We start from the raw sequence: 19,248 nt of genomic DNA on the forward strand, positions 1-19,248 counted from the left end.
TTTGATCTGCGTTCGGAAACCCTGCTCTCTTGCAGCTAGTCTTGACTTCTCCGCAGCCGCGCGAGTTCTCGTCTCATTGCCAAAAATGCCCGCTTGCCCAGCGCGCGCAAGTTGTGCACTTGAGACTATCTTGGCTAGTCTCGTCAGTGCCGGCGGCGACCTCGTCTGGGTCCACACCACCCTGTCGTTTTCGAGCCTTCGTAGCTATTTCGTCTTTCGAGGATCGTCGGCCGGATTGATGTACTTTATGCCCCACGGGCCGTTAGTGGTGAGCTGGAGCACCGTCTCTTCGTCGAAATATGCAAAATGCGCCATGCCTGGCGGCAAAGCGAAGTAGCTGCCCGCAGGAATTGCTTTGACGGCGCTACGGTTGGCGGTCTCGCCCATGCCAAGATTAATGGTTCCCGATATTACTGTGTCAACTTCAAGCCCCGGATGCGTATGGGGCGCGATCGCATACCCAGCCGGCTATTTGAGCCGAAGGGCAAACGGACCTTCCTTGGCCGGATCGCCGTACAGGATTGCCAACTCTGCTCCAGCAGGAAGCGTTTTGGGGCCCGGACCCCACTTAACCTCGCTGGGAGTGGTCACAGTGTGCGCGTCCTCGGCCGAAGCAAAGGGGGCGATTGCGCAGGATATGATCCAGCCGACTGCAAGTAGCGATGCAACTTTCATGGTAGCCTCCCGTCTAGGCGGGCTACCCATTCCGGCGGCGTGCCGGGTTGGGCTCGCCAAGGTCCGCGCGTCACACCTAGGCAAGCGATTTGTCGGCTCAGTATAACCGCTGCCCTTGGCGAAAGCGCATGCGAGTCTCGCGCATGCGCTTCACCCAAGGGAATTTTCGAGCACGCTTCTCAAACGATATTGACGTGCCGCGTTACCTGGCCATTGCTCTCCCAGTATGTGTGCTTTTTTGCAATCAAAGGATCGTCCATAGCCGGTTGAACTTGCCCCTCTGTACTGACCGCCCGCGAGGTGACGCTGTGCTCCCCGGCGGAGGGCTTGGGCCAGTTGACCGACCATATCTTCCAAGCAAAGTCCGCCTTGTCCGTCTCATCGATGGCCGCCAGCATCCACGGCCCATCGTCGACTTTCACCTCAACCCGGTCGATCGGCGCGCCCCAGGCGGCCCCGACAATGCGATAGTCATTGCCGATATGAGTGACCCGGGCCGGTGCCGATTTCAGCCGCGCCCGCCCGACAGAAGTCTCCACCCATACAGTCTCGCCGTTGTGGTCCTCCTCGCGCCGTGTGACGTAGTCGCGTCCCATGAAACGGTTCTCGAAGCGCTGGTCGCGCACATCGATACGCTGTAGCCATTTCGCATTCGCGATCCCATACCAGCCAGGCGCTATAAGCCGCAACGGGAAGCCATTATCAGGCGGCAAGGGAGTCCCGTTCATCTCGTAACAAAGGATGTTTTTGGGATCCATGGCGTCGGCCAGCGACATGCTGCGGGCGCCCCATTTGTTGTCGTGGCGAGGGTTGCGGCTCGGAATCTTCCGCATCACGCCTTACACTCGGTTTGCGGTTCAACAAGCTCCGCCACAGGCGAAATGGACAGGACGGATACGATTGAACGGCAATGACCGTGGAATCGGACCCCGCATTTCGCGTAAAAGGGGATACTCGTGTGGTTGTGTTGGAATTTCATGCGAGTGTCGTTCCAAGTACCTGAAAACGCTTCCATCCGGCCACGCTGCAAGTTGGCGGCTATCTGAAGCCAGCTTTAAAAGCCATTTAGGATCCACGGATCGGTGTCGTATCCGAGGCGCGGCTTTTCCGGCGTTGTTCCATCCGGCAATTTGGCCGTGCCAGTCAAACCGCAGTCCAGATCTCTCACCGGCTTCTTGGTCGAATGCTTCGTAGAACACAGGGCCGCAGCATCACCGACCACCACTTTCTTCTCCTTGGCAAAGGCACCACCAGTCGCAGCGATCACGATCGCCGCGAAAAATATTGCTACTCTCATCGGACTTCCCCACCGGTCGCGCATCCCCGAGATGCCAAACATTACGTCAAGGCGGGCTGCTCTTCCATTTCGCGATGGCTTTTACGCTAAGCTCGTCCGCTGCCGAAACCGCACCGCGCCGCCAGTGGTGCGTCCACAGAAGCCCGCCGCCTATTGGGAGCATCGGCAACGGGGCAGATAGGCGGACCGGTGTCGAAGGGCCTGAAAAGAAAAGGCCGAATGGCTCAAGCCAGGCCTTGTCGGTCGGGTCAAATTCTTCAAGGGTGAAGAAAAAGCTTCGCCCGCGCGAAACTACTGGATTAAAGGGAGACGTGAATGGCGGTTGCGAAAGAGGTACCTGGATGACCGCCGTCGGAAAACCGGTCCTCTACCCAGTCACGGAAACGGAGTTTGTGGCGAGTCTGATCAAGCACGCCAGTGATCAGCCGACGGTACAGTTTCTGCAGTACACCTATAGGGTCCAGCAAACGCTCGACCAGGATATCGAAAATTGGGAAGAGCCCGCCGAGGGCAAGGTCGATCAAACGATCGAATGGCTCCAGGAGCGCAACACCAATCCCGACGTCGTGATCACGCCGGATAATTATCGCATCTACGCCCGGAGCCTCGCGGTAAACCTGCTTTTCGTGATCAGTAACGACCGTCCCATCCAGCAGGACCACCGGGTCGCCAATGAGAGCAAATGGGAGGAGAGGCAGCAGGGCGAATATTGGCGATGCGTGGCGATTTGCTCGACCGGCTGGCGGGAGACTTAGAGCGGCTTGCCGGCGCGGAGCATGGTGCGCGACAGCCAACTGTGCTTCCGTCCTGGCGTTCTCTTTCTGGGTCATTTTATCGACCGCGATGAGCCGTCGTTCGCGGTCGTGTAAGCGTGCGGGTTGCGTGCACCGATGACCGCGAACAAGGTGGCGAGGAGGGCAAGCCCTCCGTACCCGACGGCTATTTGCGGCAGCGAGAAAGTGTTGGACAGCTTGCCGGAGATGAGGCTGGGGAAGGCGGCGCCGCTGTAGCAGAGGAGATAGATCGCGCTGAAGATCGGTGCGCGGTCGGCTAGCGTGCTGCCGCGCAACAGACCGCGTGTCGCGGCGCTGATGGCGATGCCTTGGCCGGCGCCCGCAAGGATGGTTGCGATGATGAAAAACACAAGTGTGCCGGCGGCGATCGCCGTGATGACGCCGATCATTCCGGTCAGGAAGATGACCATTCCGACGCGTTGGGCGACCGCCGATGTGAACCGGCCGCCGATAGGAGCGCCGAGAACGCTGGGCGTCATATAGGCGGCGAACACCAATCCGAGAATGAGCGGGCTGCGGGTCTGGAGTTGATCTTCCACCAGCGCAGGCACGAACGCTTGGTAGAAGGCTCCGGTCGCCCAGGTGGCCAGGAACACCGCTGCCGCCACAGGGAGCAGATGCCTAACGTGGGCCGGTACGCCCACCCGAGGCAACAGCGATCGCCAAGCGCCCGGGGTCAGAGTTGCGGTTTCCGGGCTGATTGAGATGAGTCCACCAGACAGCAATAGAAAGCCGACGCAAACCAGATAGATGAGGTCGCGTGGCCAAGGGCCGAACTGGACCAAAGCACCGGAGGCGATGGCGCCGACAGTGAGGCCCAGCATCGGTCCCTGGCTGGAGGCGACGGAGGCCAACCATTCTGGCCTGCTGGGCGCGGCGTCGACGATGTAGGAAGTCAGGCTGCTGCTGGCCAACCCAGTGCCGACACCCACCAGGAGCCGACCGGCCAGCAGGATTTCGATGTCGCGCACATTCAGCAACAGCAGACAGCCCAGCAGCAGCAGACCGAGGCTAGCGATCGAAGTGAGCCGGCGGCCCAGATGATTGGACAGACGTCCCAGCACCAACAGTGAGGCGATAGTGCCGATGGCGTACGCCACCACGGCCATAGAGATGCCGGCGTTGGTGAACCCGTCCTCCGCCCGGTAGGTGTTGTAGAGCGGGATTGGAGCGGCCGCTACGGCAAAGGAAGCGACCAGGGACACCATGGCGGATATGAAAGCCAGCTGGCGCATTCCGCCCCGGCGAGCCTCATTGATCACTGGTGGCACGTCTTGCACCGAGCCGTGCATTTCTGCCTCACGCAATTGAGCTTTGTCCGTTCCAGGCTGCGCTGCGCGTCACTCGAGAAGATCTGCGGAAGCGATAGGCATCGATTGCAGCGAGGAACGAAACCTTCCACTAGCCGGTGCATATGGTTTTCTTAGCGGCGCAGAAGAGCGCTGCGACAATCGTCGCCCTCAAGCCGCCCTACGCCTGTCCGCTCCCAAATGCGTCGCGGCTGGCTCCTCAGGCGCGTTAAAGACCGACGTGGTGAGTAGGACAGCGGCAGCGAGGACCCAGTAGTACCAAGCGTCGAGCCCAGCAAACTTGAAGGCGAACGGTGCGATGACAAACACGACGCCAACGGCCCGGTCGACCCAAAGATGCAGCCAGTAGGGAATGATATGGACGAGCCCGGTGGGATGGTCGGTAAGGGCGGGCAAGAGTAGCGCCGCGACACCGACAACAACCGAAAGCCACACCGCGATCGGTCCGCTCTGGCCGAGCTTCAGCACAAACGGTGCTGCGATCAAGACGACAGCGACGGGATAATCGATGAGGTAGGCGTGCATAGACTTGGTGATGAAGCGGAACGACATTGGTGACTCCTATGGCTTGTTTGCTTGGGCGGGTCCTTGCGACGTGGATAGCGCATCATCTAAGAGGGCGATCACGACGCCTTACGCTAGCGGCCACTCCATGCGTCTCTCGGGTCAGCTCGGTTAATTGCACAGAGCTATCCCGAAAGGCTGACCATTAGAAATGCCGGGTTGTTATCGTTTCCATTCCAGTCGCCCGGCGCGCCATGGAAGCGTTAATGCGGCGTAGAGCGTCGGCCGACAGTAAGTGCGGAGTGCACTTCAGGCGCACGACGTGACCGTGCTTCAGACCTTACGTCATCAGCTTATTCCCTAGCCACCCCACAAGAGCCGGATCACTTGCCGCGCGTTATGCCGGGGTGCTTGCCTTCAACATTCGGCGTCGCAGCCGTCAGGCGACCTCTTCGATCACGAGGTCCCTTCCATTGAACGAGACCGTGTCACCGGCGCGCTTGCCTTCCAACTCAGCATAGATCGGCGCTTGCGTGGAGATGCCCATAATTTCGTTGCCGTCGCACGCAAATTTGGCCGTCGGCACGGCAACAACGAAAAACCGACCGTGTAGCTTCAGCATTGCGCCTTCTTCGACCTTGCTCTTTGGTCCGAAGTCTATCGTCGAGCTTCTCGATCTTGTCGGAGTGCGAGTGAACAGTGTCGTCGAAGGCTTCAGACAGGTCGCTTGCGAGCTCCGCCTGCGCTTGTTCATCGTATTCGATCGGCTCACTTCTATCCAGCCGGGCGCTCGCGACATACTCCAGGTATTTTTCTCTCGCGCTCTCGAGGTCGCGCGCCTCGAGCGACAGCATTGTTTGCTTCACGATCTGCTTATTCATCTCACGTCGTTTTAAAGGAGGCGCCGCGGGCCGGCGCTGTGGTGACAGTGTCGGCAAGCCCGACCACTGCGCGCTCATTCGTTGTCGGGAACGTCAGCCCCCTGGTAAGGGATTCTCTCAACCCTGGAATCTCGTAGGATGCTGGCGACCAGACAGACGTAGGATTGCTTCACCGTGTCGAACCCGAGCATGGAGGATGACTGCCCTAACGGACACGGGGGGGAAGTCAGGAAACCCGATGCGCAGCACAAACCGCTCGGGATCCCGATCGAATTCCTCCTTAAATATCTTTCGCAGGCCATATCGGCTCGCTATTTAGTCTCCGTTGTCGTGACGTGTGGGGCGGTTCGCGTTTAGCTGTTCGTCAAGCCCCCGCGAGCGCTCCTGGTCCAAGGCATCAAAGGTATCGATCAACAAGCCCTTGCTGCCGCCCCCCCTGTCGGTGATCGCATAGATGTTGGAACCGTCTCCCGCTTCGGGCGGGCTCTCGAACCTTATCGCGCCATCAACGCGGGCGCCGCCGCCACCTACGGGCTTCTCGGCAGTCAGGTCGTAGAGTTGGCCATCCTTATCCGGTATTTGTGGTCGTAGCCGCGTCTCAAGAGATCTGAAACAGCCACGACCATGTCCCTCGCGTCGAGGTTCATCTACATCCTCCTAGATTTTCGCCGCTCAGGCGGCAAAATATATCGGTCACAGGAACAGACCCGCGAACGCGACACCACACGACAAGTGGTCCCTAGACACCCCGCACCGAACGCTAAGTTTCGTAACAGACGTTGGGAAATGCAGTACTGTTCTGGTTTCCATTCTCGCAATTGCGGCCGGATGAGATCCGGTCGCCTCTGGTCTAGCCGTCGGCCGCGACGTAGTTCGACGGGAAGAGCGCACGCATCGTTTCCTCGTCGTTCACCTTCTTGAACTCGTGATCCGTTCCGACCGCACGCGCCCTCGCGACGGCGGGCCGACCATCGATTGCGGCGAACCAGCGTTTGACGTTCGGGAACGGCGCCAAGGGATCGTCGGCGCCCTTCATCACACGTGAGGCATGGTCTATCCAGCCCCAGGCGGACATGTCGGCGATCGTGTAGTCGGACCGGACGATATAGTCGCGGCCGACGAGTTGACTGTCGAGTACGCGATAGTGGCGCTCCACTTCGCGGCGATATCTGTTGACGGCGTAGTCCAGGCCGTCGGGAGCCGCAAACTGGAAATGCACAGCCTGTCCCGAGAAGGGCCCCAGGCCTGTTGCTAGGAAGAAAAGCCATGACAAAAGCTCACCCCGGTCGGCGGGCTGACCAAGGAAGCGGCCTGTTTTCTCGGCCAGGTACAGCAGAATTGCGCTGGAATCGAAAACCCGCACCTTTTTTCCGCCTGGGCCTTCTGGGTCGACGATCACAGGGACCTTGCCATTGGGATTGACGGCGCGAAATGAGGGCTGGTGTTGTTCGCCTTTGCTGGTGTCGACCGGCACCAGCTCATACGTTAGCTCAGACTCCTCCAAGAACAGGGCCACCTTGGCTGGATTGGGCGTAGGGTGGAAATAGAAGCTGATCATCGCACTCACCTTCAGGATTTCACAGACTGCGCACAAGGGCCGGGCGCCGGGTCGACGGAGCCACTGGACCAAGCCGCCGACGCCACATTGCCAATGCGTTCGTCCCTACGGAAGTGCCGCTGCATTATCGATTTCATTCCCGACCGCCTGACGCCTACACTCGATCGCGACCGGCACCACGACCTGCAGCCCTCGGCGAGCATCACCTTCGCGCCGGGTCCCGACGCCACGCCCGCGGCGCGGACGTCTCCTGACCCGCCCCCGATCACGAACAAGGTCGACATCGAATTCCACTTCACCGGAAGGCGCTGAAGCGGCGGGCGCCAGTCTCGACGCGGCTGGAGGTCACTGCAATTCGTCCGTGTCGCTCAACTCAGGCATCCGATCCATTCTGTGGGCGGTCGAAATGCGTGCGCTGACCGTATTTGTCCGCGCACGCCGATTTCCGCCTAGACCAGAGCTCACTCTGGATATGAACGAATGTGAGTCCTGGCGAACACGCCGCCGCTTCAGACTCGCGCCATCGTGTTTTGAACTTTCGGCTCAGTGCATCCGTCGATGATCAGTGCGGCTGCGCCGCCTCGCGCAAGAACCACGCGCGCTTCTCGGCGGCGTCTATGTACCCTTCGAGAAGGCTTGCCGTCGCAACGTCGTCCAACTCGTCGCAGAGCTTGTGCGCCAGCCGCATCGAAGCCGCCAAGGCCAAGTTGCCCTCCATGAGCTCGGCGAGCATAGCGACCGGTGCAACGCCATCGGCATCGTTGTCCGCAATGGTTCGCAGCCGCGCCGCCTGCCCAAGCGAGCGGATCGTCCTGCTGCCGGCCGCGCGGACGCGCTCCGCGAGTGGGTCGATCAGGTCGAGAATGTCGCTCGCCTGCTCGTCCAGCATGAGGTGGTAATCCCGGAAATGGGGGCCGCTCACGTGCCAGTGGAAGTTTTTGGTTTTGAGATAGAGCGACAGAGCGTCAGCAAGGAGCTGGTTGATTTTTGCCGCGAAGGTCGCAATCGAGTTTCGCACCGCCGGCTCGTCTCGCTCGCCGTTCGGCAGCTCTTGGACATTTGTTGTCATGTTGGCAGCCCTTTCATTGTCTTTGTACGTGGGAGTCCCTGGCGTGCGTGGAACGAGCGGGGAGGGCGCGTGCTCGTCAAACCGCCGGTTAGGGCGACGATCGCTTTATTGACGTTCTCGAGCGCATAGCCGCCGACCTGTTCGAGCGATGTGGAAGGTCCGGCATTTCGTCAGGCGCCACGCCGCACGCGACGATCCCAGGGCGGGGGGACGCAAACGCCTCGATCAAGTCGACTCGAGCAGCTTATGATGAGCCGTCTTCCACTGACGGAGTGTTGCCGTTCGATGTAGGCTTGCAGCCAAGTCATGCACGACGGGCGCGAGGCCCGTCGCCGATCAAGGGCTTCGGCCTAATGGTTCGCGCCGCCTAGCGGCTTTAGGTTCGCACAAAATTCCGCGTAAGGCTTGCTCATTGCCTCATCTTGGCACTCTTTCATCATCGCGTCCTGATCGCTCTTCGACATGCTTTTCCACGCGGCCTCGAATTCGGCCTTGGGCTTCATCGTTTTCATTCCTGCATCATTGAAAAACGGCGCCATCATCGCTGGCGAGTCGAGAGCGCCTGCGAAAGCCCCGCCACCAAGCGTTGAAAAAGCCAATGCTCCGAACAGAATGGGTCTCAGGTTCATTAGTAGGTGTCCTTCTGGTTTGCGGGAGTTCTTCTGCAATGTGTGTTTGCCCAGGATCGAAAATTGCGTTGTTTCTGGCGCGCTCAGATTTCGCCCGAAGCCGCCAATCCAGGCCAATGAAAACGTTGTATGGATTTCATGCCGGTCGGGAATTGTAGGCGACGAATTCTTCCACTTTCGCCAAAAGCAAATGATGTCAGACAAAGATCACGCTCATCAGATACCGGCGGTCAGCCTTCAAAACCGCCCAAGCCGCTTGTAAGTTCGTTCTCCGCTTTCCACGTAGCGAGCTGCACGTCAGAGCCGGTCGTGGAGGCGCCCTGTCGGAGGCTGGGTAGCAGGACTGTCCGTGACGACCTCATCCCGGCCGGTTATCGATTGGATGTCCGCTTTCTATGATCTTACCATGTCGGCGACCGGTACTCTCACTACGGCGTGTGGCCGGTCAGAGGAACTCCAACATGGCGACGGAAAAGGCGGTGTTGGCTGGTGGATGCTTCTGGGGCATGCAGGCCATGTCCCGGCGAGTGCGAGGCGTGGTCTCGACACGCGTCGGCTACACTGGCGGCGACCTCCCCAATCCGACCTACGGCAACCATCAAGCGCACGCAGAGGCAATCGAGATCATCTTCGATCCCGCGGTGGTAAGCTACCGGGCCATCCTTGAACGCTTCTTCCAGTTTCACGACCCGACAACCTACGAGCAGGAGCGACTTTGGACCAAGCTAGCTGCCATCTTCTACCCCCGACGAACGGCAGAAGGAGACGGCGCTCGCGACGGCCGCAGAAATCGATGTCTCTGGGTTGTGGCCCGGTCCTGTCACGACTGAAATCAACTCCGAGGAGCGGTTCTGGCAGGCCGAGGCCGAGCACCAGGACTACCTGCAACGGCACCCGGGCGGCCAAAGCTGCCATTATCCGGCCAAACTGGCGACTGCCGTCGGCTCGTGCATGCCAGGCGACGCGGACCGTCGAGGGACCGGAGGACTGAGGCGCCTTCCAGGAGCCTGCCATATCCCCTTGTGCCCGAACCTAAACGAGAGGGTCGATACCCGCAGCTCCCAGCTCGGCTATATCGGCCTCAAATTCAACTAAGCCTTGTCGCGCGCCAATGACCTCTCGCAACTCGCTCACTACTGATGTGCCTGGAGCTCGTTTCCAGGCTTGAAGGCATCGGCTGTTATCGTGCGTCGCGCCACCACCTCACGAGTAATCACCGCCGCTCTGCTGAGTGAGGTTACCGAGATAGTCGCGCTTCCCAATAGCCGCACCGAGCCGCCTGAGGATCGCGTGAGCAATCGAGATGTGGAAGAAGAAGTCAGGCAGAACCAGGTGCCGGATATAGTCGTCGCCGCCGTACCACCCGCGCACGATAGGCGGCGTCAGCTCGTATGTGTGGGACTGCGCGCCGGCAATTTCCTCCGGCTGCACGTTTTGTAGAAAGCCGCGCGTCTCAACGAGCCGCCCCTTCAATGCTGGATACATCATCGCCGTGGTGCGGGGTGCCGGCGGGTGGCGCTGCATCAACTTCGCCATGTGCGCGTCGACCTTGTTGCAGCTTACGGAGAACTGTCCTCCGAAAGACAGCATGCTGGGCGTGAGCCGTTCGCCAAGGATCCTCCCGGGATCGAATCCCTTGCTCCGCTCGAGCGCTTGAGCGTGGTCGAGATAATCATCCATCACGTTCAGGCCATGTACCATGACAGGGACAGTGATGTCATAGACCGAGAAGGACACGCCAATCTCCATGCGCTCGTTTGTACTTTGAACGTCCGTCGGACCCGAAAGGTCGCTGACGGGAACGAGTGGTCACAATAAGCCCATCAATCTTCCGATTTAGCCACGCCAGTCTGCCGGACTCGACATTGGCTCGGAGAAACCGCCGCAGCAGGTGAGCGCCTACGCGTGCGGCAGGCTGGAGCCGCTCCGCTGACCTGTGCGAGCGCCACTGCGGTGCCGGCGACCGGCGCAATGGCAACGCCCAGGCTGACAGTCCTCGGTAACTTCATTGGAGGTCTCCTTTGTCGCTCGCTGAAGACACTATGACTTGGCTGGCGAATTCAATCGCTTTGGAGGCGGCCACGCATCGCGACCGGGCGAATGGACGTCAGCATCCGACTCAACCGACGAAATTAGAAATTCCTTTTGGATATGCATTTGATAGGAATGGGATATCGTTGTCCAAAAGCTCCGGTCGCAACCGGCGTCGCGTCGGTCTTCGATCAGCCGTCGAGGAACGCACCGTACTCAGGGTGCGGCGCGGCGTAGGAAGACATGAAGGGGCACTTCGCGATCGCTCTTTTGCCGTCGCGTTGCAATGCTTCGAAAACGCCATGCGCCAGCCGCGATCCGTACCCAGGCCGGACAGCTCTTATGACACCAATGTGTGCAGGACGACCCCGCCGTCTTCGAATCTAGAGGCAATGCAAACCGGCTCATGGCGGATTGTCCCGGATCTCCCTTTTCACCTTCTGTCTCCTTGCTCATCAGCCTAACAAAGTTAGCAGCCAATAGGCGGTGGTCTGCCGGCAGACGGCGAGCGAAGCGTGTGCCTGGAAGCACGGCGATCGAATAACGCGGCGCAACGCCCCACCGTCAGGACGTTGGCAACGCGGGCCACGAAGACGCTTCGCAGCTCATAAGGCAATTTCTATCGACCGCTCTAGGACATCTCGGATCGCGCCGTTATCCATCAAGACCCATTGAGGAACTCCTTGCCACAAGCTTGCGGAGCCGCATTGTTTGGAGCCACTCCCTCGAATGGTGCATCGTCCGGTATGGCCCCCATGCGGACGAATCGGCTCCCGACCGTCACCCTGCACTCACGGCGACAGGAACGGTATGACCGGTAAGGATTAAGGCGTCGGCTGGCTGCGTGCATCGATCGGCACGTGTCTCTCACGGGCGAACGCGGATGACCGTTTTCCCCGCGCGTCGTTCGGTCGAGTTGAAGGCGGCGATCGCCTCGTCGAGGGGCGCGACTTTGCCGATGTTCGTCCGCAGCCGTCCGTCCCGCACCCGCTGGACGATCTCGCTCAGCTGGGCACGATCGGCTTCGACGACGAAGTCGACCGCCAGGCCCTCCACGGGCCGCGTCTCGGCCGGGCCGACGACGGTCACCAGCGTGCCTCCGGCTCGGATCAGCGCCGCGGACCGCTTCTGGATGTCGCCGCCGATGACATCGAACACCAGATCGACTGCGCGCACGTCTTCCAGGGTGTCGTTCTCGAGGTCGACGAATTCGTTTGTGCCGAAGTCGAGCGCCTTCTGGCGGTCGGCAGAGCGTCCGGTGCCAATGACGTAGGCGCCGGCCTCTCGTGCGAGCTGCGTCACCATCGACCCGACGGCGCCGGCCGCACCATGCGCAAGGACGCTCTGCCCCGCCTGAAGACGGCCGTGCTGAAACAGTCCCTGCCACGCGGTCAGGCCCGAGATCGGCAGGCTAGCGCCCACCGTGAAGTCGATATCGCCCGGCAATGGCGCGAGGTTGCGCGCTTCCATGGCTACATACTCCGCCAGGGTGCCGTCGCGATACCAATCGGCGAGGCCGAACACCCGCTGGCCCACCGACAGTCCCGTCGTACCGTAGCCCAGGGCGGTGACCACTCCGGCCAGTTCGTGCCCGGGGATCGATGGCGTCCGGTCGCCGTCGACGCGATCGGTCCAGGTCGAGGGCCACGTCAGCTCGGTCGGGACGAACCCCGACGCATGGATCTCGACGACGACATCGTTTATCGCCGCCTGCGGCTCGGGCCGCTGCACCAACTTCATCCCGGCCGTTCCTGCAGCCTGGTCCGTCACTACGATCGCTTTCATGGGAATTGTCTCCTCGGGTCTTTTGTCTGCTTAGCGGAAATGCTTCATCGATGAGCGCGATTCGCTCACGGACGAATGCGGATGATCGTCTTCCCCTTACGTCGCTCGGTCACGTTGAACGCGGCGATCGCCTCGTCGAGGGTTACGACTTTGTCGATGTTCGTCCGCAATCGTCCGTCCCGCACCCGTTGGACAATCTCATTCAGTTGGTCACGATTGGACTCGACGACAAAGTCGACCGCCAATCCATTGGTGGGCCGTGCTCCGGCCGGGCCGGCGATGGTCAGCGGGCGCGGTATCAGCGCTTCCGCAGGAAACATCACGTTGGCCGTTACCTCGACGAAGCCGGCTTCGTTCCGGCCGAATGAAAGATAGAAGGGCGTTGGCGATGGCAATCTGGTGGCGATAGTACTCGCGGAAGCATCCACGGCTTGGGAGGAGGTGGGTTGGGATGCTTCCGCGAGAGCGGCGATCTTTGCCGCCGTTCCTGCCAGGACGCCCGGCGCCAGCGAAGCAGCGCCCGCGGGGAGCGGCAACGTCGAGAAAGCCGCGACGGACGTATGGAAAATTTTGTCGCTCTGTTCGTTGCTCAGGAAGTTGCAAACCACTTTTTGGTCGCGGCATAATCGCGAGTCCATAGAGCGCTCCTTTGCAGCCCACGCGCGACGCGCTGCAATAAATTCAATCGATGTCAAGGCGGCCGCGTGTGCTCGGCCGGCCCAGCCAGACTCAAAGATCGGACGCGGCGGACGAAATTAGAAATTCCCTTTGGACATGCTTTCGATAGGCGCGAGGTATCGTCATCCAAAGGTGCCATGCTCACAATTGCCCAGGGCCGTTGCAAGGACGCTCATTGCCGGACTGTCCCGGATACTGTCGCAGACCGAGGAGCCGCGTGGCCGCGCGGCACGCACAGTGTAGGTATGACGCTGACGTCCGATACTGGTGCGTCGCGATCGGTCGGTCGCGAATTCGGCCGTGCGACCGAGACTCGGGGCTTCCTGTTGAGGCGCCTGGGCATCGGTTTGTGTGAATTTATAAAGTTTGCCGGTCGCTGAGACGCTCAGCAGGATCATTCATGTTGCGCCTGAATATATCTAATTCGACTTCAGCCACTACTCCGTCAGCTGCAACTGAGTGATTGTTCAGCGTCTTCAGTTGAAGGCAGTGAAGATCGAACCGATCAATCCCACATCAGGTGGGAGCGTGAATGGCCCTTCGCCCGGTTGCGCAGGCCGAAGGCGTGGGCGAGATGGCATCGTCCCGCTGTCTCGCAGTCGAGCTGGGCCTGAGCACCATAAAGAAGGCTTCTGGACGTGGCAGGCGAGCCGTTCTGGCGTATATCGCGACAAGACCTCGACAAGTTGATGACCACTTTGGACGTCACCCTAGTCAGCCTGTCGGAGTGCACGCTTGCGGCGGGAGCCCACTTGGCGGTTGCCCGCGCGGCAACCTCCACCATCCACTACTGCTTTCGAGGCGCCGGGTTCATTCTCCGTGATCATGAAACGCCCATACGCCTGATACCGCACACGCTGGTAGTCGTCCCTCCTGGGCGAGCGATGACGATCACCGCAACGGAGCATCCGATCGCACTAAGGAACGCCGGCAAACACAACAACGGCGGCTTCACACTGGGGTCGTCTCAGCGGCACACCGTCGGAGACGGTGATCCGACACTGGTGCTTGCGTGCGGGGCCTTCCGGGCCACTTATGGTCCGGCGCTCGACTTGTTCGCCTCCTTGGCAACGCCCATTGTCGAGAGGTTCGACGTGCACGACCAGCTCGACCAAGTGATGACCTACGCGATGGCCGAGCTCGCAGCCCAGGAGGTTGGTGGAGGGCCGATGTCGGCGGCACTGCTGAAACTTGTTCTCCTCGCATTGCTCCGGCGCAGCCTGGTGTCGACGAACGCGTGGGTGGAGCGGTTTTCGAACTTGAGCGATCCTCCGATCGCACGGGCATTTGCCGAAATGGCCTCGCGCCCATCCGCGCCGCACACTGTCCAGAGCTTGTCTCATGCCGTCGGTCTCAGCCGCTCGGCTTTTATGGCTAGGTTTTCCGCCGCCTTCGAAGAGTCTCCAATGTCATTGCTCCGCCGCGTGAGGATGCGTCACGCGGCGGACCTGCTCGCGGCCAATGCGCTGTCTGTCGATCAGGTCGCCCTGAACGCCGGCTACCAGAGTAGAAGCAGCTTCACGCGCACTTTCCGCAGATATTACGGCAGCGACCCATCAGAGTACCGCGCCAAGGCGCAGCGAGCCTGGTCCAACAGCGCTACGCCGATCGAAGACGCGATCGAGGAATCCGACGCAGCCTGACGCCGGTGTTCGCTCCGGGATTGCGTAGGCGCGACCGCGGTAAGGTGCGCTGGACGCACCAGCGCCCCCAGCAGCCACGGGACGCTTTGAGACATCAAGGCTTTCAGGTGGTACACGAAGATCATCACGGCTCCGCGTTTTCTCTCAGCCGAGGCGACGTCGCGGAACTCACAGAAGGCTTTCGGCGATCCTCCGGCGGAGCGCCTTCAAGTCGTTCGCGAACAGGCGGACCGAGCTGTCCGCCGCCAAGCGAAGTCCTGAGAATTGCCAACGCGTGTGCCGGAAAGAAATTGCGATAGCTCGCGCGGAGGTATCCCGGCGGCGTCACGCAAGATCCGCCGCGTAGAACGAACTGCCCGGACATGAACTGCCATTGTATTCGCCGACCGCGCCCTCGACCGCGCGGAACCCCGGTGAGGCGAGGACGGGCTGTGCGTGTCCATTCCCAGGCGTCGCCGAACATCTGATGCATCCGCGCTTGGAATCTGAAAGCTGTGTCCGGCCGTCCAAATCTCGCAGCCTTGTCGTGTGTGGGCGACTTCGCGGCGGCGGGAATATTTAACAAAACGGTTTGTGAGGCACATGCAGTCAAGATGTGCCCGCCGCAGGTCACACGTACCGCAGCCGCCCTCAGGCGGCGTTCCTTCGCGGCAACTTCCAACCCGGCCGGACGAAGTGACAGGTGTAGCCGTTCGGGTAACGTTCCAAGTAGTCCTGGTGCTCGGGCTCCGCCTGCCAGAAATCGCCAGCGGGATAAATCTCGGTCACGACCTTGCCCGGCCACAGTCCTGAGGCTTCAACGTCGGCGATCGTGTCTTGCGCGACGCGTAGCTGTTCGTCGTTGGTGTAGAAGATCGCAGACCTGTAGCTCGTGCCGCGGTCGTTCCCCTGCCGGTTGGGCGTGGTCGGGTCGTGTATCTTGAAGAAGAACTCCAACAGGTCGCGGAAGCTCGTCTTGCTTGGATCGAAGATGATCTCGATAGCTTCTGCATGCGTGCCGCGATTGCGATAGGTGGCGTTCTTGACGTCACCGCCGGAATATCCGACCCGTGTCGACACGACGCCGGGCAAACGCCTCATCAGCTGCTGCATTCCCCAGAAGCAACCGCCGGCAAGGATCGCTCGTTCTGTACTCGCTGCCATTGTCAGACCTCCTGTTTTGCAACGGGCTTCGCGTACTGGCCGTACCCTTCGCTCTCCATTTGATCGCGGTGGATGAAACGAAGGGAGGCCGAGTTCATGCAGTATCTCAACCCGCCCTTGTCGAGCGGTCCGTCCGGGAAGAGGTGGCCCAAGTGGCTGTCGCCGTGCTTGGAGCGGACCTCGGTCCGTGTCATGCCATGCGAGCTGTCGTCCTTCTCTACGACGTTCGCGGCCTCGAGAGGCCGCGTGAAACTCGGCCACCCGGTGCCGCTGTCGGACTTGTCGAAAGATGCGAACAGCGGCTCGCCGGAAACCACGTCGACGTAGAGGCCAGGCTCCTTGTTGCCCCAGTATTCGTTGGCAAAAGGGCGCTCGGTCCCGTCAGTCTGCGTGACGCGGTGCTGCTCCGGAGTCAGCTTCGAGACCGTCGCTGGGTTTTTCCTATAGGTCGGCATTTCGCGGAGCTCCTTCTCGCGCAGGCTGGAAGAATAGGTAGCGGGTTGGCGAGCGTCTAATCACCTCGGGCTATCGAAACGATGCCATCGACGCAGCGCAAGCGGCAAGAAGCACTGCTTTGGCGAGCCGTCGGTCGGAGTGATTCCGTCCTCGACATGCTTGTTCAAAGCCGTCGATCCCTGTCGGGGCGACGCGCCCACCGGCCGCGGTCCGCAACAGGTCGTGGTGTTGGGTGGCGGACCCCTCCGGCTAAGACGTGGAAGCGGCACGGCGCAGCGAGGCCAAGATTTGCGCCGGCTCCGCCCGCATCGTGAAGTCGGGTTCGACGGACGCGCTGCGGATCCGGCCCTCCGTGTCGATGATGTAAGTCGCGGGAATGGGCAGCATCCAGACTGGCGAACCGTGCCGCGCACCGAAGTCGAAACCGAGCCCGGAATAGTGCGCTTTGATTTCGTCAGGCACCCGGAACAATATGCCATACGACAACGCAACGCCGTAGTCGACGTCAGACAGTACCTTCAGGTCTAGGCCCAGACTTCGCTTGAGTTGCCGCGGGAATTGTCCCGTCTCGGGTGTCACGACCGCGAGAGTTGCGCCGACGCTCTCAAACTCCTCCTTCGCCGCCTGAAGGGCGCACAGCTCGGCGGTGCAGAACGGACACCAGTCTCCTCGGAAGAAACTCAGGACGAGGGGGCCGCCCCGGCGCAGCTGGTCGGAGGAGTGAAGACGACCGTCCGCGTCCGGAAGGAGGAAGTCCGGCGCGGCATCTCCGACCTTCAACGCGTACGATACCACGTCTATATCGCGAAGCCAGCCCACGAGGTGGTTGTATGACGCCCAGTCCGCTTCGCTGAACCTCGTCAACAGCTCCGAACGAATCTGGGCGAGTGTCTTGTCGATCTGGCTTGGCATCCGTTTGGCGTCAAACTGCGGATCGGTTGGCTGGAAGCGGTTGGCCGGCGGCGTGCGTGCCGCGGTCATGCCGGCACGCCCGCCGCCTTCGGAAACGTTGGGTCCAGCATCCCGCGATGGGGGACATCGATCGACCAGTCGCGAAGCCGCGCGACCTTGACAAAAGCGTCCAGCGCCGGCGAGTAGCGGCGCCCCTGCACAGCCAGCAACCGGACTTCCCGCCAAACCTGATCGCCTTCGAGCGGAATGGTCTTGAGTGAGGGAAGGCGCGGCATGTGCTCTGGTGCGAGCATCACGCCGAAGCCAGCCGCCGCCATGTGCTGCAGGTGCAATTCATGACCGCTGCAGTGGCCGAGATGGGGTGGTCCCTTTGGAAAATACGTCTGTTGGATTTTTGGGGCGACGTCGCATCCCGCGCGATCCAGCAAGACGGTCTGTCGGAGGTCGTCGATACCGATCGATAGACGGTTCGCCAAGCGGTGTGTTGGCGCGAGAACTGCGACGTAGCGCTCCTCGAATAGCAACCAGTCGTCGATGCGGGCGGGCATGTCGGGCACGTCACCGACGATTGCGGCGCTGATCTCCCCCTCAAGCAATAAATCGACGAGTCTCTGCGCTACACCCTCGTACAGCTCCACGTGAAGTCCAGGCACGAACTTTGCAATCTCCGCGATCGGATCGAGCACGAGCGACGCCGAGATGGAGGGGGCGAGGCCGATCTTCAGTGGTGCGACCTCCTTGCGCTGGAACTCCTGGGCTCTGCGACACACCGCCTCCGCCGAGGACAATGTGCGTTCCAGCATCGGAAGGACTTCCTTTCCGAGGTCGGTGAGCTGCGTCAATTGGCGCTCACGGTAAATCAATTCGCCGCCGAGCTCCTGCTCAAGCTTCTGCACCCCCTTTGTCAGGGCGGGCTGCGTTACGTTGCACTGCTCGGCCGCGCGAGTGAAGTTGAGGGTGGCCGCGACGGCGAGGAAGTAGCGGACTTGATGAAGCTCCATGTGTTTTCTCCGTCAAGTGGCTGACCATTATGATGGCGAGGTTATGCACCCGGTGGCGTGCGGGGCACGCCGTAACAACGGAGCATGGATGCCACTTGCAGGCGCACGTTGGAATGGCCGGGTCTATTCGTTTGGACGCCCGGACACGCTTTCTGGAGCCCCAGAAAGCGGCTAGTGCGCAGCGAGGTTGGCGAGGACCGGAATCAGATCGCACGGGTCGCCGCGTCGCGTATAGTCGACACTGATATCGGCGTATTTGATCGTTCCGTCGGGCGCAACGACGTACCGGGCCGGCATAGTCAACGTCCAGCTCGGATCGCCGTTGAAGGTCGCGAGATCTATGCCGCATTCCTTCTCGACGAAACGCAGTTCGTCGGAGGCCCTCCAGCGTAGGCCGAAAGCGTGCGCGACCTTGCCACCCGCGTCGACCAGGCTCGCGAATGAAAGGGCATTCCACCTCTGCGTCTCAAGGCTGTTGTGGGCCGTCTGTTGTGAGATGACAACCAGCGAGGCGCCGAGGCTGCGTATGTCGTGAGAGCACGCCTCGATCGCGCGAAGGTCGACTGTGCAGTAGGGACACCATCTCCCCCTGTAGAAGAAGAGAACCATCGGGCCTCGACGCAGCGCCTCGCATGATGAGAATGCCCGGCCATGCCCATCATGCAGCCGGAACGGAGGGGCTTGATCCCCGGCCTGCGCGGCCCGCTCGGCCAATCCGGATGTGGCAAGCGCTTCCACCGCCCGTTGCCGAACCAGCGTCACGTTCGGCGGGGTCCTGGCCAAATCCTCGGCTCTAACGGCGTCCAATTCGTCTTGGAGTAACATCTTCGGCTCGTCGCGCGCGGCCCGGCATGCCACTAGCATAATCGCTGGTGCAGCGTG

General features: G+C 61.0%; 17 protein-coding genes and 4 pseudogenes. 3 read left to right on the forward strand and 18 right to left on the reverse strand.

The window, feature by feature from the left end; genetic code table 11:
- Window positions 1–204 precede the first annotated feature (204 nt).
- The 3 genes and pseudogenes from FJ946_RS20330 to FJ946_RS20340 form a co-directional block, all read right to left on the reverse strand.
- Window positions 205–675 (reverse strand): annotated as a pseudogene (locus tag FJ946_RS20330) (cupin domain-containing protein).
- 179 nt (window positions 676–854) lie between these two features.
- Window positions 855–1,466 (reverse strand): annotated as a pseudogene (locus FJ946_RS20335) (molybdopterin-dependent oxidoreductase); the annotation flags it as partial.
- Between the two features lie 263 nt (window positions 1,467–1,729).
- Complete coding sequence (locus FJ946_RS20340) at window positions 1,730–1,972, reverse strand: hypothetical protein (RefSeq protein ID WP_140522750.1); 243 nt, start codon at window positions 1,970–1,972, stop codon at window positions 1,730–1,732.
- A gap of 341 nt (window positions 1,973–2,313) precedes the next feature.
- Between FJ946_RS20340 and FJ946_RS20350 the strand changes: the two genes are divergently transcribed.
- Window positions 2,314–2,727: a hypothetical protein gene (locus tag FJ946_RS20350; protein WP_140501470.1), complete on the forward strand. Its 414-nt coding sequence runs from the start codon at window positions 2,314–2,316 to the stop codon at window positions 2,725–2,727.
- A 71-nt stretch (window positions 2,728–2,798) separates the two neighbouring features.
- Here FJ946_RS20350 and FJ946_RS20355 read toward each other — a convergent pair whose 3' ends face one another.
- From FJ946_RS20355 to FJ946_RS31570, 6 genes are all read right to left on the reverse strand, one after another.
- The gene (locus tag FJ946_RS20355; protein ID WP_224656239.1) at window positions 2,799–4,073 is read right to left on the reverse strand and encodes an MFS transporter; all 1,275 of its coding nucleotides are present in this window, start codon (window positions 4,071–4,073) and stop codon (window positions 2,799–2,801) included.
- Window positions 4,074–4,226: 153 nt separating this feature from the next.
- Complete coding sequence (locus FJ946_RS20360; protein WP_140522749.1) at window positions 4,227–4,628, reverse strand: hypothetical protein; 402 nt, start codon at window positions 4,626–4,628, stop codon at window positions 4,227–4,229.
- Window positions 4,629–5,019: 391 nt separating this feature from the next.
- Window positions 5,020–5,202, reverse strand: coding sequence for a hypothetical protein (locus FJ946_RS31265; protein WP_224656240.1), 183 nt, complete (start codon window positions 5,200–5,202; stop codon window positions 5,020–5,022).
- Window positions 5,203–6,311: 1,109 nt separating this feature from the next.
- Window positions 6,312–7,019, reverse strand: a complete 708-nt coding sequence (locus FJ946_RS20375; protein ID WP_140565792.1) for a glutathione S-transferase N-terminal domain-containing protein — start codon at window positions 7,017–7,019, stop codon at window positions 6,312–6,314.
- A 562-nt stretch (window positions 7,020–7,581) separates the two neighbouring features.
- Window positions 7,582–8,088, reverse strand: a complete 507-nt coding sequence (locus FJ946_RS20385) for a DNA starvation/stationary phase protection protein (RefSeq protein ID WP_140501480.1) — start codon at window positions 8,086–8,088, stop codon at window positions 7,582–7,584.
- A gap of 350 nt (window positions 8,089–8,438) precedes the next feature.
- Window positions 8,439–8,921 carry a hypothetical protein gene (locus tag FJ946_RS31570; protein WP_318013163.1) on the reverse strand — a complete coding sequence of 161 codons (483 nt, stop codon included), beginning with the start codon at window positions 8,919–8,921 and terminating at the stop codon, window positions 8,439–8,441.
- Window positions 8,922–9,178: 257 nt separating this feature from the next.
- Here FJ946_RS31570 and msrA (FJ946_RS20395) point away from each other — a divergent pair.
- A pseudogene (gene msrA, locus FJ946_RS20395) lies at window positions 9,179–9,708 on the forward strand (peptide-methionine (S)-S-oxide reductase MsrA).
- Between the two features lie 212 nt (window positions 9,709–9,920).
- Here msrA (FJ946_RS20395) and FJ946_RS20400 read toward each other — a convergent pair.
- The 3 genes from FJ946_RS20400 to FJ946_RS31575 all read right to left on the reverse strand — a co-directional run bounded on the left by FJ946_RS20400 (window position 9,921) and on the right by FJ946_RS31575 (window position 13,171).
- Window positions 9,921–10,454: a DUF1993 family protein gene (locus tag FJ946_RS20400; RefSeq protein WP_181165396.1), complete on the reverse strand. Its 534-nt coding sequence runs from the start codon at window positions 10,452–10,454 to the stop codon at window positions 9,921–9,923.
- Window positions 10,455–11,615: 1,161 nt separating this feature from the next.
- On the reverse strand, window positions 11,616–12,533 hold the full coding sequence (locus FJ946_RS20405; RefSeq protein ID WP_140501484.1) for an NADP-dependent oxidoreductase: 918 nt from the start codon (window positions 12,531–12,533) through the stop codon (window positions 11,616–11,618).
- Between the two features lie 65 nt (window positions 12,534–12,598).
- Window positions 12,599–13,171, reverse strand: coding sequence for a zinc-binding dehydrogenase (locus tag FJ946_RS31575; RefSeq protein WP_347439607.1), 573 nt, complete (start codon window positions 13,169–13,171; stop codon window positions 12,599–12,601).
- A 729-nt stretch (window positions 13,172–13,900) separates the two neighbouring features.
- Between FJ946_RS31575 and FJ946_RS20415 the strand changes: the two genes are divergently transcribed.
- Window positions 13,901–14,854: an AraC family transcriptional regulator gene (locus FJ946_RS20415; RefSeq protein ID WP_210239479.1), complete on the forward strand. Its 954-nt coding sequence runs from the start codon at window positions 13,901–13,903 to the stop codon at window positions 14,852–14,854.
- Window positions 14,855–15,088: 234 nt separating this feature from the next.
- On the opposite strand, the pseudogene FJ946_RS31270 reads toward FJ946_RS20415, so the two are convergent.
- From FJ946_RS31270 to FJ946_RS20445, 6 genes and pseudogenes are all read right to left on the reverse strand, one after another.
- Window positions 15,089–15,326, reverse strand: a pseudogene (locus FJ946_RS31270) (SUMF1/EgtB/PvdO family nonheme iron enzyme); the annotation flags it as partial.
- A gap of 158 nt (window positions 15,327–15,484) precedes the next feature.
- Window positions 15,485–15,997, reverse strand: a complete 513-nt coding sequence (msrA, locus tag FJ946_RS20425; protein WP_140522743.1) for a peptide-methionine (S)-S-oxide reductase MsrA — start codon at window positions 15,995–15,997, stop codon at window positions 15,485–15,487.
- Window positions 15,998–15,999: 2 nt separating this feature from the next.
- On the reverse strand, window positions 16,000–16,452 hold the full coding sequence (gene msrB, locus FJ946_RS20430) for a peptide-methionine (R)-S-oxide reductase MsrB (RefSeq protein WP_140501490.1): 453 nt from the start codon (window positions 16,450–16,452) through the stop codon (window positions 16,000–16,002).
- A 250-nt stretch (window positions 16,453–16,702) separates the two neighbouring features.
- A complete protein-coding gene (locus FJ946_RS20435; RefSeq protein WP_140522741.1) occupies window positions 16,703–17,434 on the reverse strand; it encodes a peroxiredoxin family protein in 732 nt (243 codons plus the stop codon).
- On the reverse strand, window positions 17,431–18,366 hold the full coding sequence (locus FJ946_RS20440) for a LysR family transcriptional regulator (protein ID WP_140522739.1): 936 nt from the start codon (window positions 18,364–18,366) through the stop codon (window positions 17,431–17,433). Before FJ946_RS20440 ends, FJ946_RS20435 begins: the two co-directional genes overlap by 4 nt.
- A 171-nt stretch (window positions 18,367–18,537) precedes the next feature.
- The gene (locus FJ946_RS20445) at window positions 18,538–19,128 is read right to left on the reverse strand and encodes a peroxiredoxin-like family protein (RefSeq protein ID WP_281405129.1); all 591 of its coding nucleotides are present in this window, start codon (window positions 19,126–19,128) and stop codon (window positions 18,538–18,540) included.
- Window positions 19,129–19,248 lie beyond the last annotated feature (120 nt).

The organism is Mesorhizobium sp. B2-4-7 (assembly GCF_006442685.1).
Classification (GTDB): Bacteria; Pseudomonadota; Alphaproteobacteria; order Rhizobiales; family Rhizobiaceae; genus Mesorhizobium.

What these genes read in the sequence shown, in the direction of transcription:
- FJ946_RS20340 (WP_140522750.1), bottom strand. Translation starts at nt 1,972, where the DNA reads ATGAGAGTAGCAATATTTTTCGCGGCGATCGTGATCGCTGCGACTGGT.
- FJ946_RS20350 (WP_140501470.1), top strand. Translation starts at nt 2,314, where the DNA reads ATGACCGCCGTCGGAAAACCGGTCCTCTACCCAGTCACGGAAACGGAG.
- FJ946_RS20360 (WP_140522749.1), bottom strand. Translation starts at nt 4,628, where the DNA reads ATGTCGTTCCGCTTCATCACCAAGTCTATGCACGCCTACCTCATCGAT.
- FJ946_RS31265 (WP_224656240.1), bottom strand. Translation starts at nt 5,202, where the DNA reads ATGCTGAAGCTACACGGTCGGTTTTTCGTTGTTGCCGTGCCGACGGCC.
- FJ946_RS20375 (WP_140565792.1), bottom strand. Translation starts at nt 7,019, where the DNA reads ATGATCAGCTTCTATTTCCACCCTACGCCCAATCCAGCCAAGGTGGCC.
- FJ946_RS20385 (WP_140501480.1), bottom strand. Translation starts at nt 8,088, where the DNA reads ATGACAACAAATGTCCAAGAGCTGCCGAACGGCGAGCGAGACGAGCCG.
- FJ946_RS20405 (WP_140501484.1), bottom strand. Translation starts at nt 12,533, where the DNA reads ATGAAAGCGATCGTAGTGACGGACCAGGCTGCAGGAACGGCCGGGATG.
- FJ946_RS31575 (WP_347439607.1), bottom strand. Translation starts at nt 13,171, where the DNA reads ATGGACTCGCGATTATGCCGCGACCAAAAAGTGGTTTGCAACTTCCTG.
- FJ946_RS20415 (WP_210239479.1), top strand. Translation starts at nt 13,901, where the DNA reads ATGACCACTTTGGACGTCACCCTAGTCAGCCTGTCGGAGTGCACGCTT.
- msrA (WP_140522743.1), bottom strand. Translation starts at nt 15,997, where the DNA reads ATGGCAGCGAGTACAGAACGAGCGATCCTTGCCGGCGGTTGCTTCTGG.
- msrB (WP_140501490.1), bottom strand. Translation starts at nt 16,452, where the DNA reads ATGCCGACCTATAGGAAAAACCCAGCGACGGTCTCGAAGCTGACTCCG.
- FJ946_RS20435 (WP_140522741.1), bottom strand. Translation starts at nt 17,434, where the DNA reads ATGACCGCGGCACGCACGCCGCCGGCCAACCGCTTCCAGCCAACCGAT.
- FJ946_RS20440 (WP_140522739.1), bottom strand. Translation starts at nt 18,366, where the DNA reads ATGGAGCTTCATCAAGTCCGCTACTTCCTCGCCGTCGCGGCCACCCTC.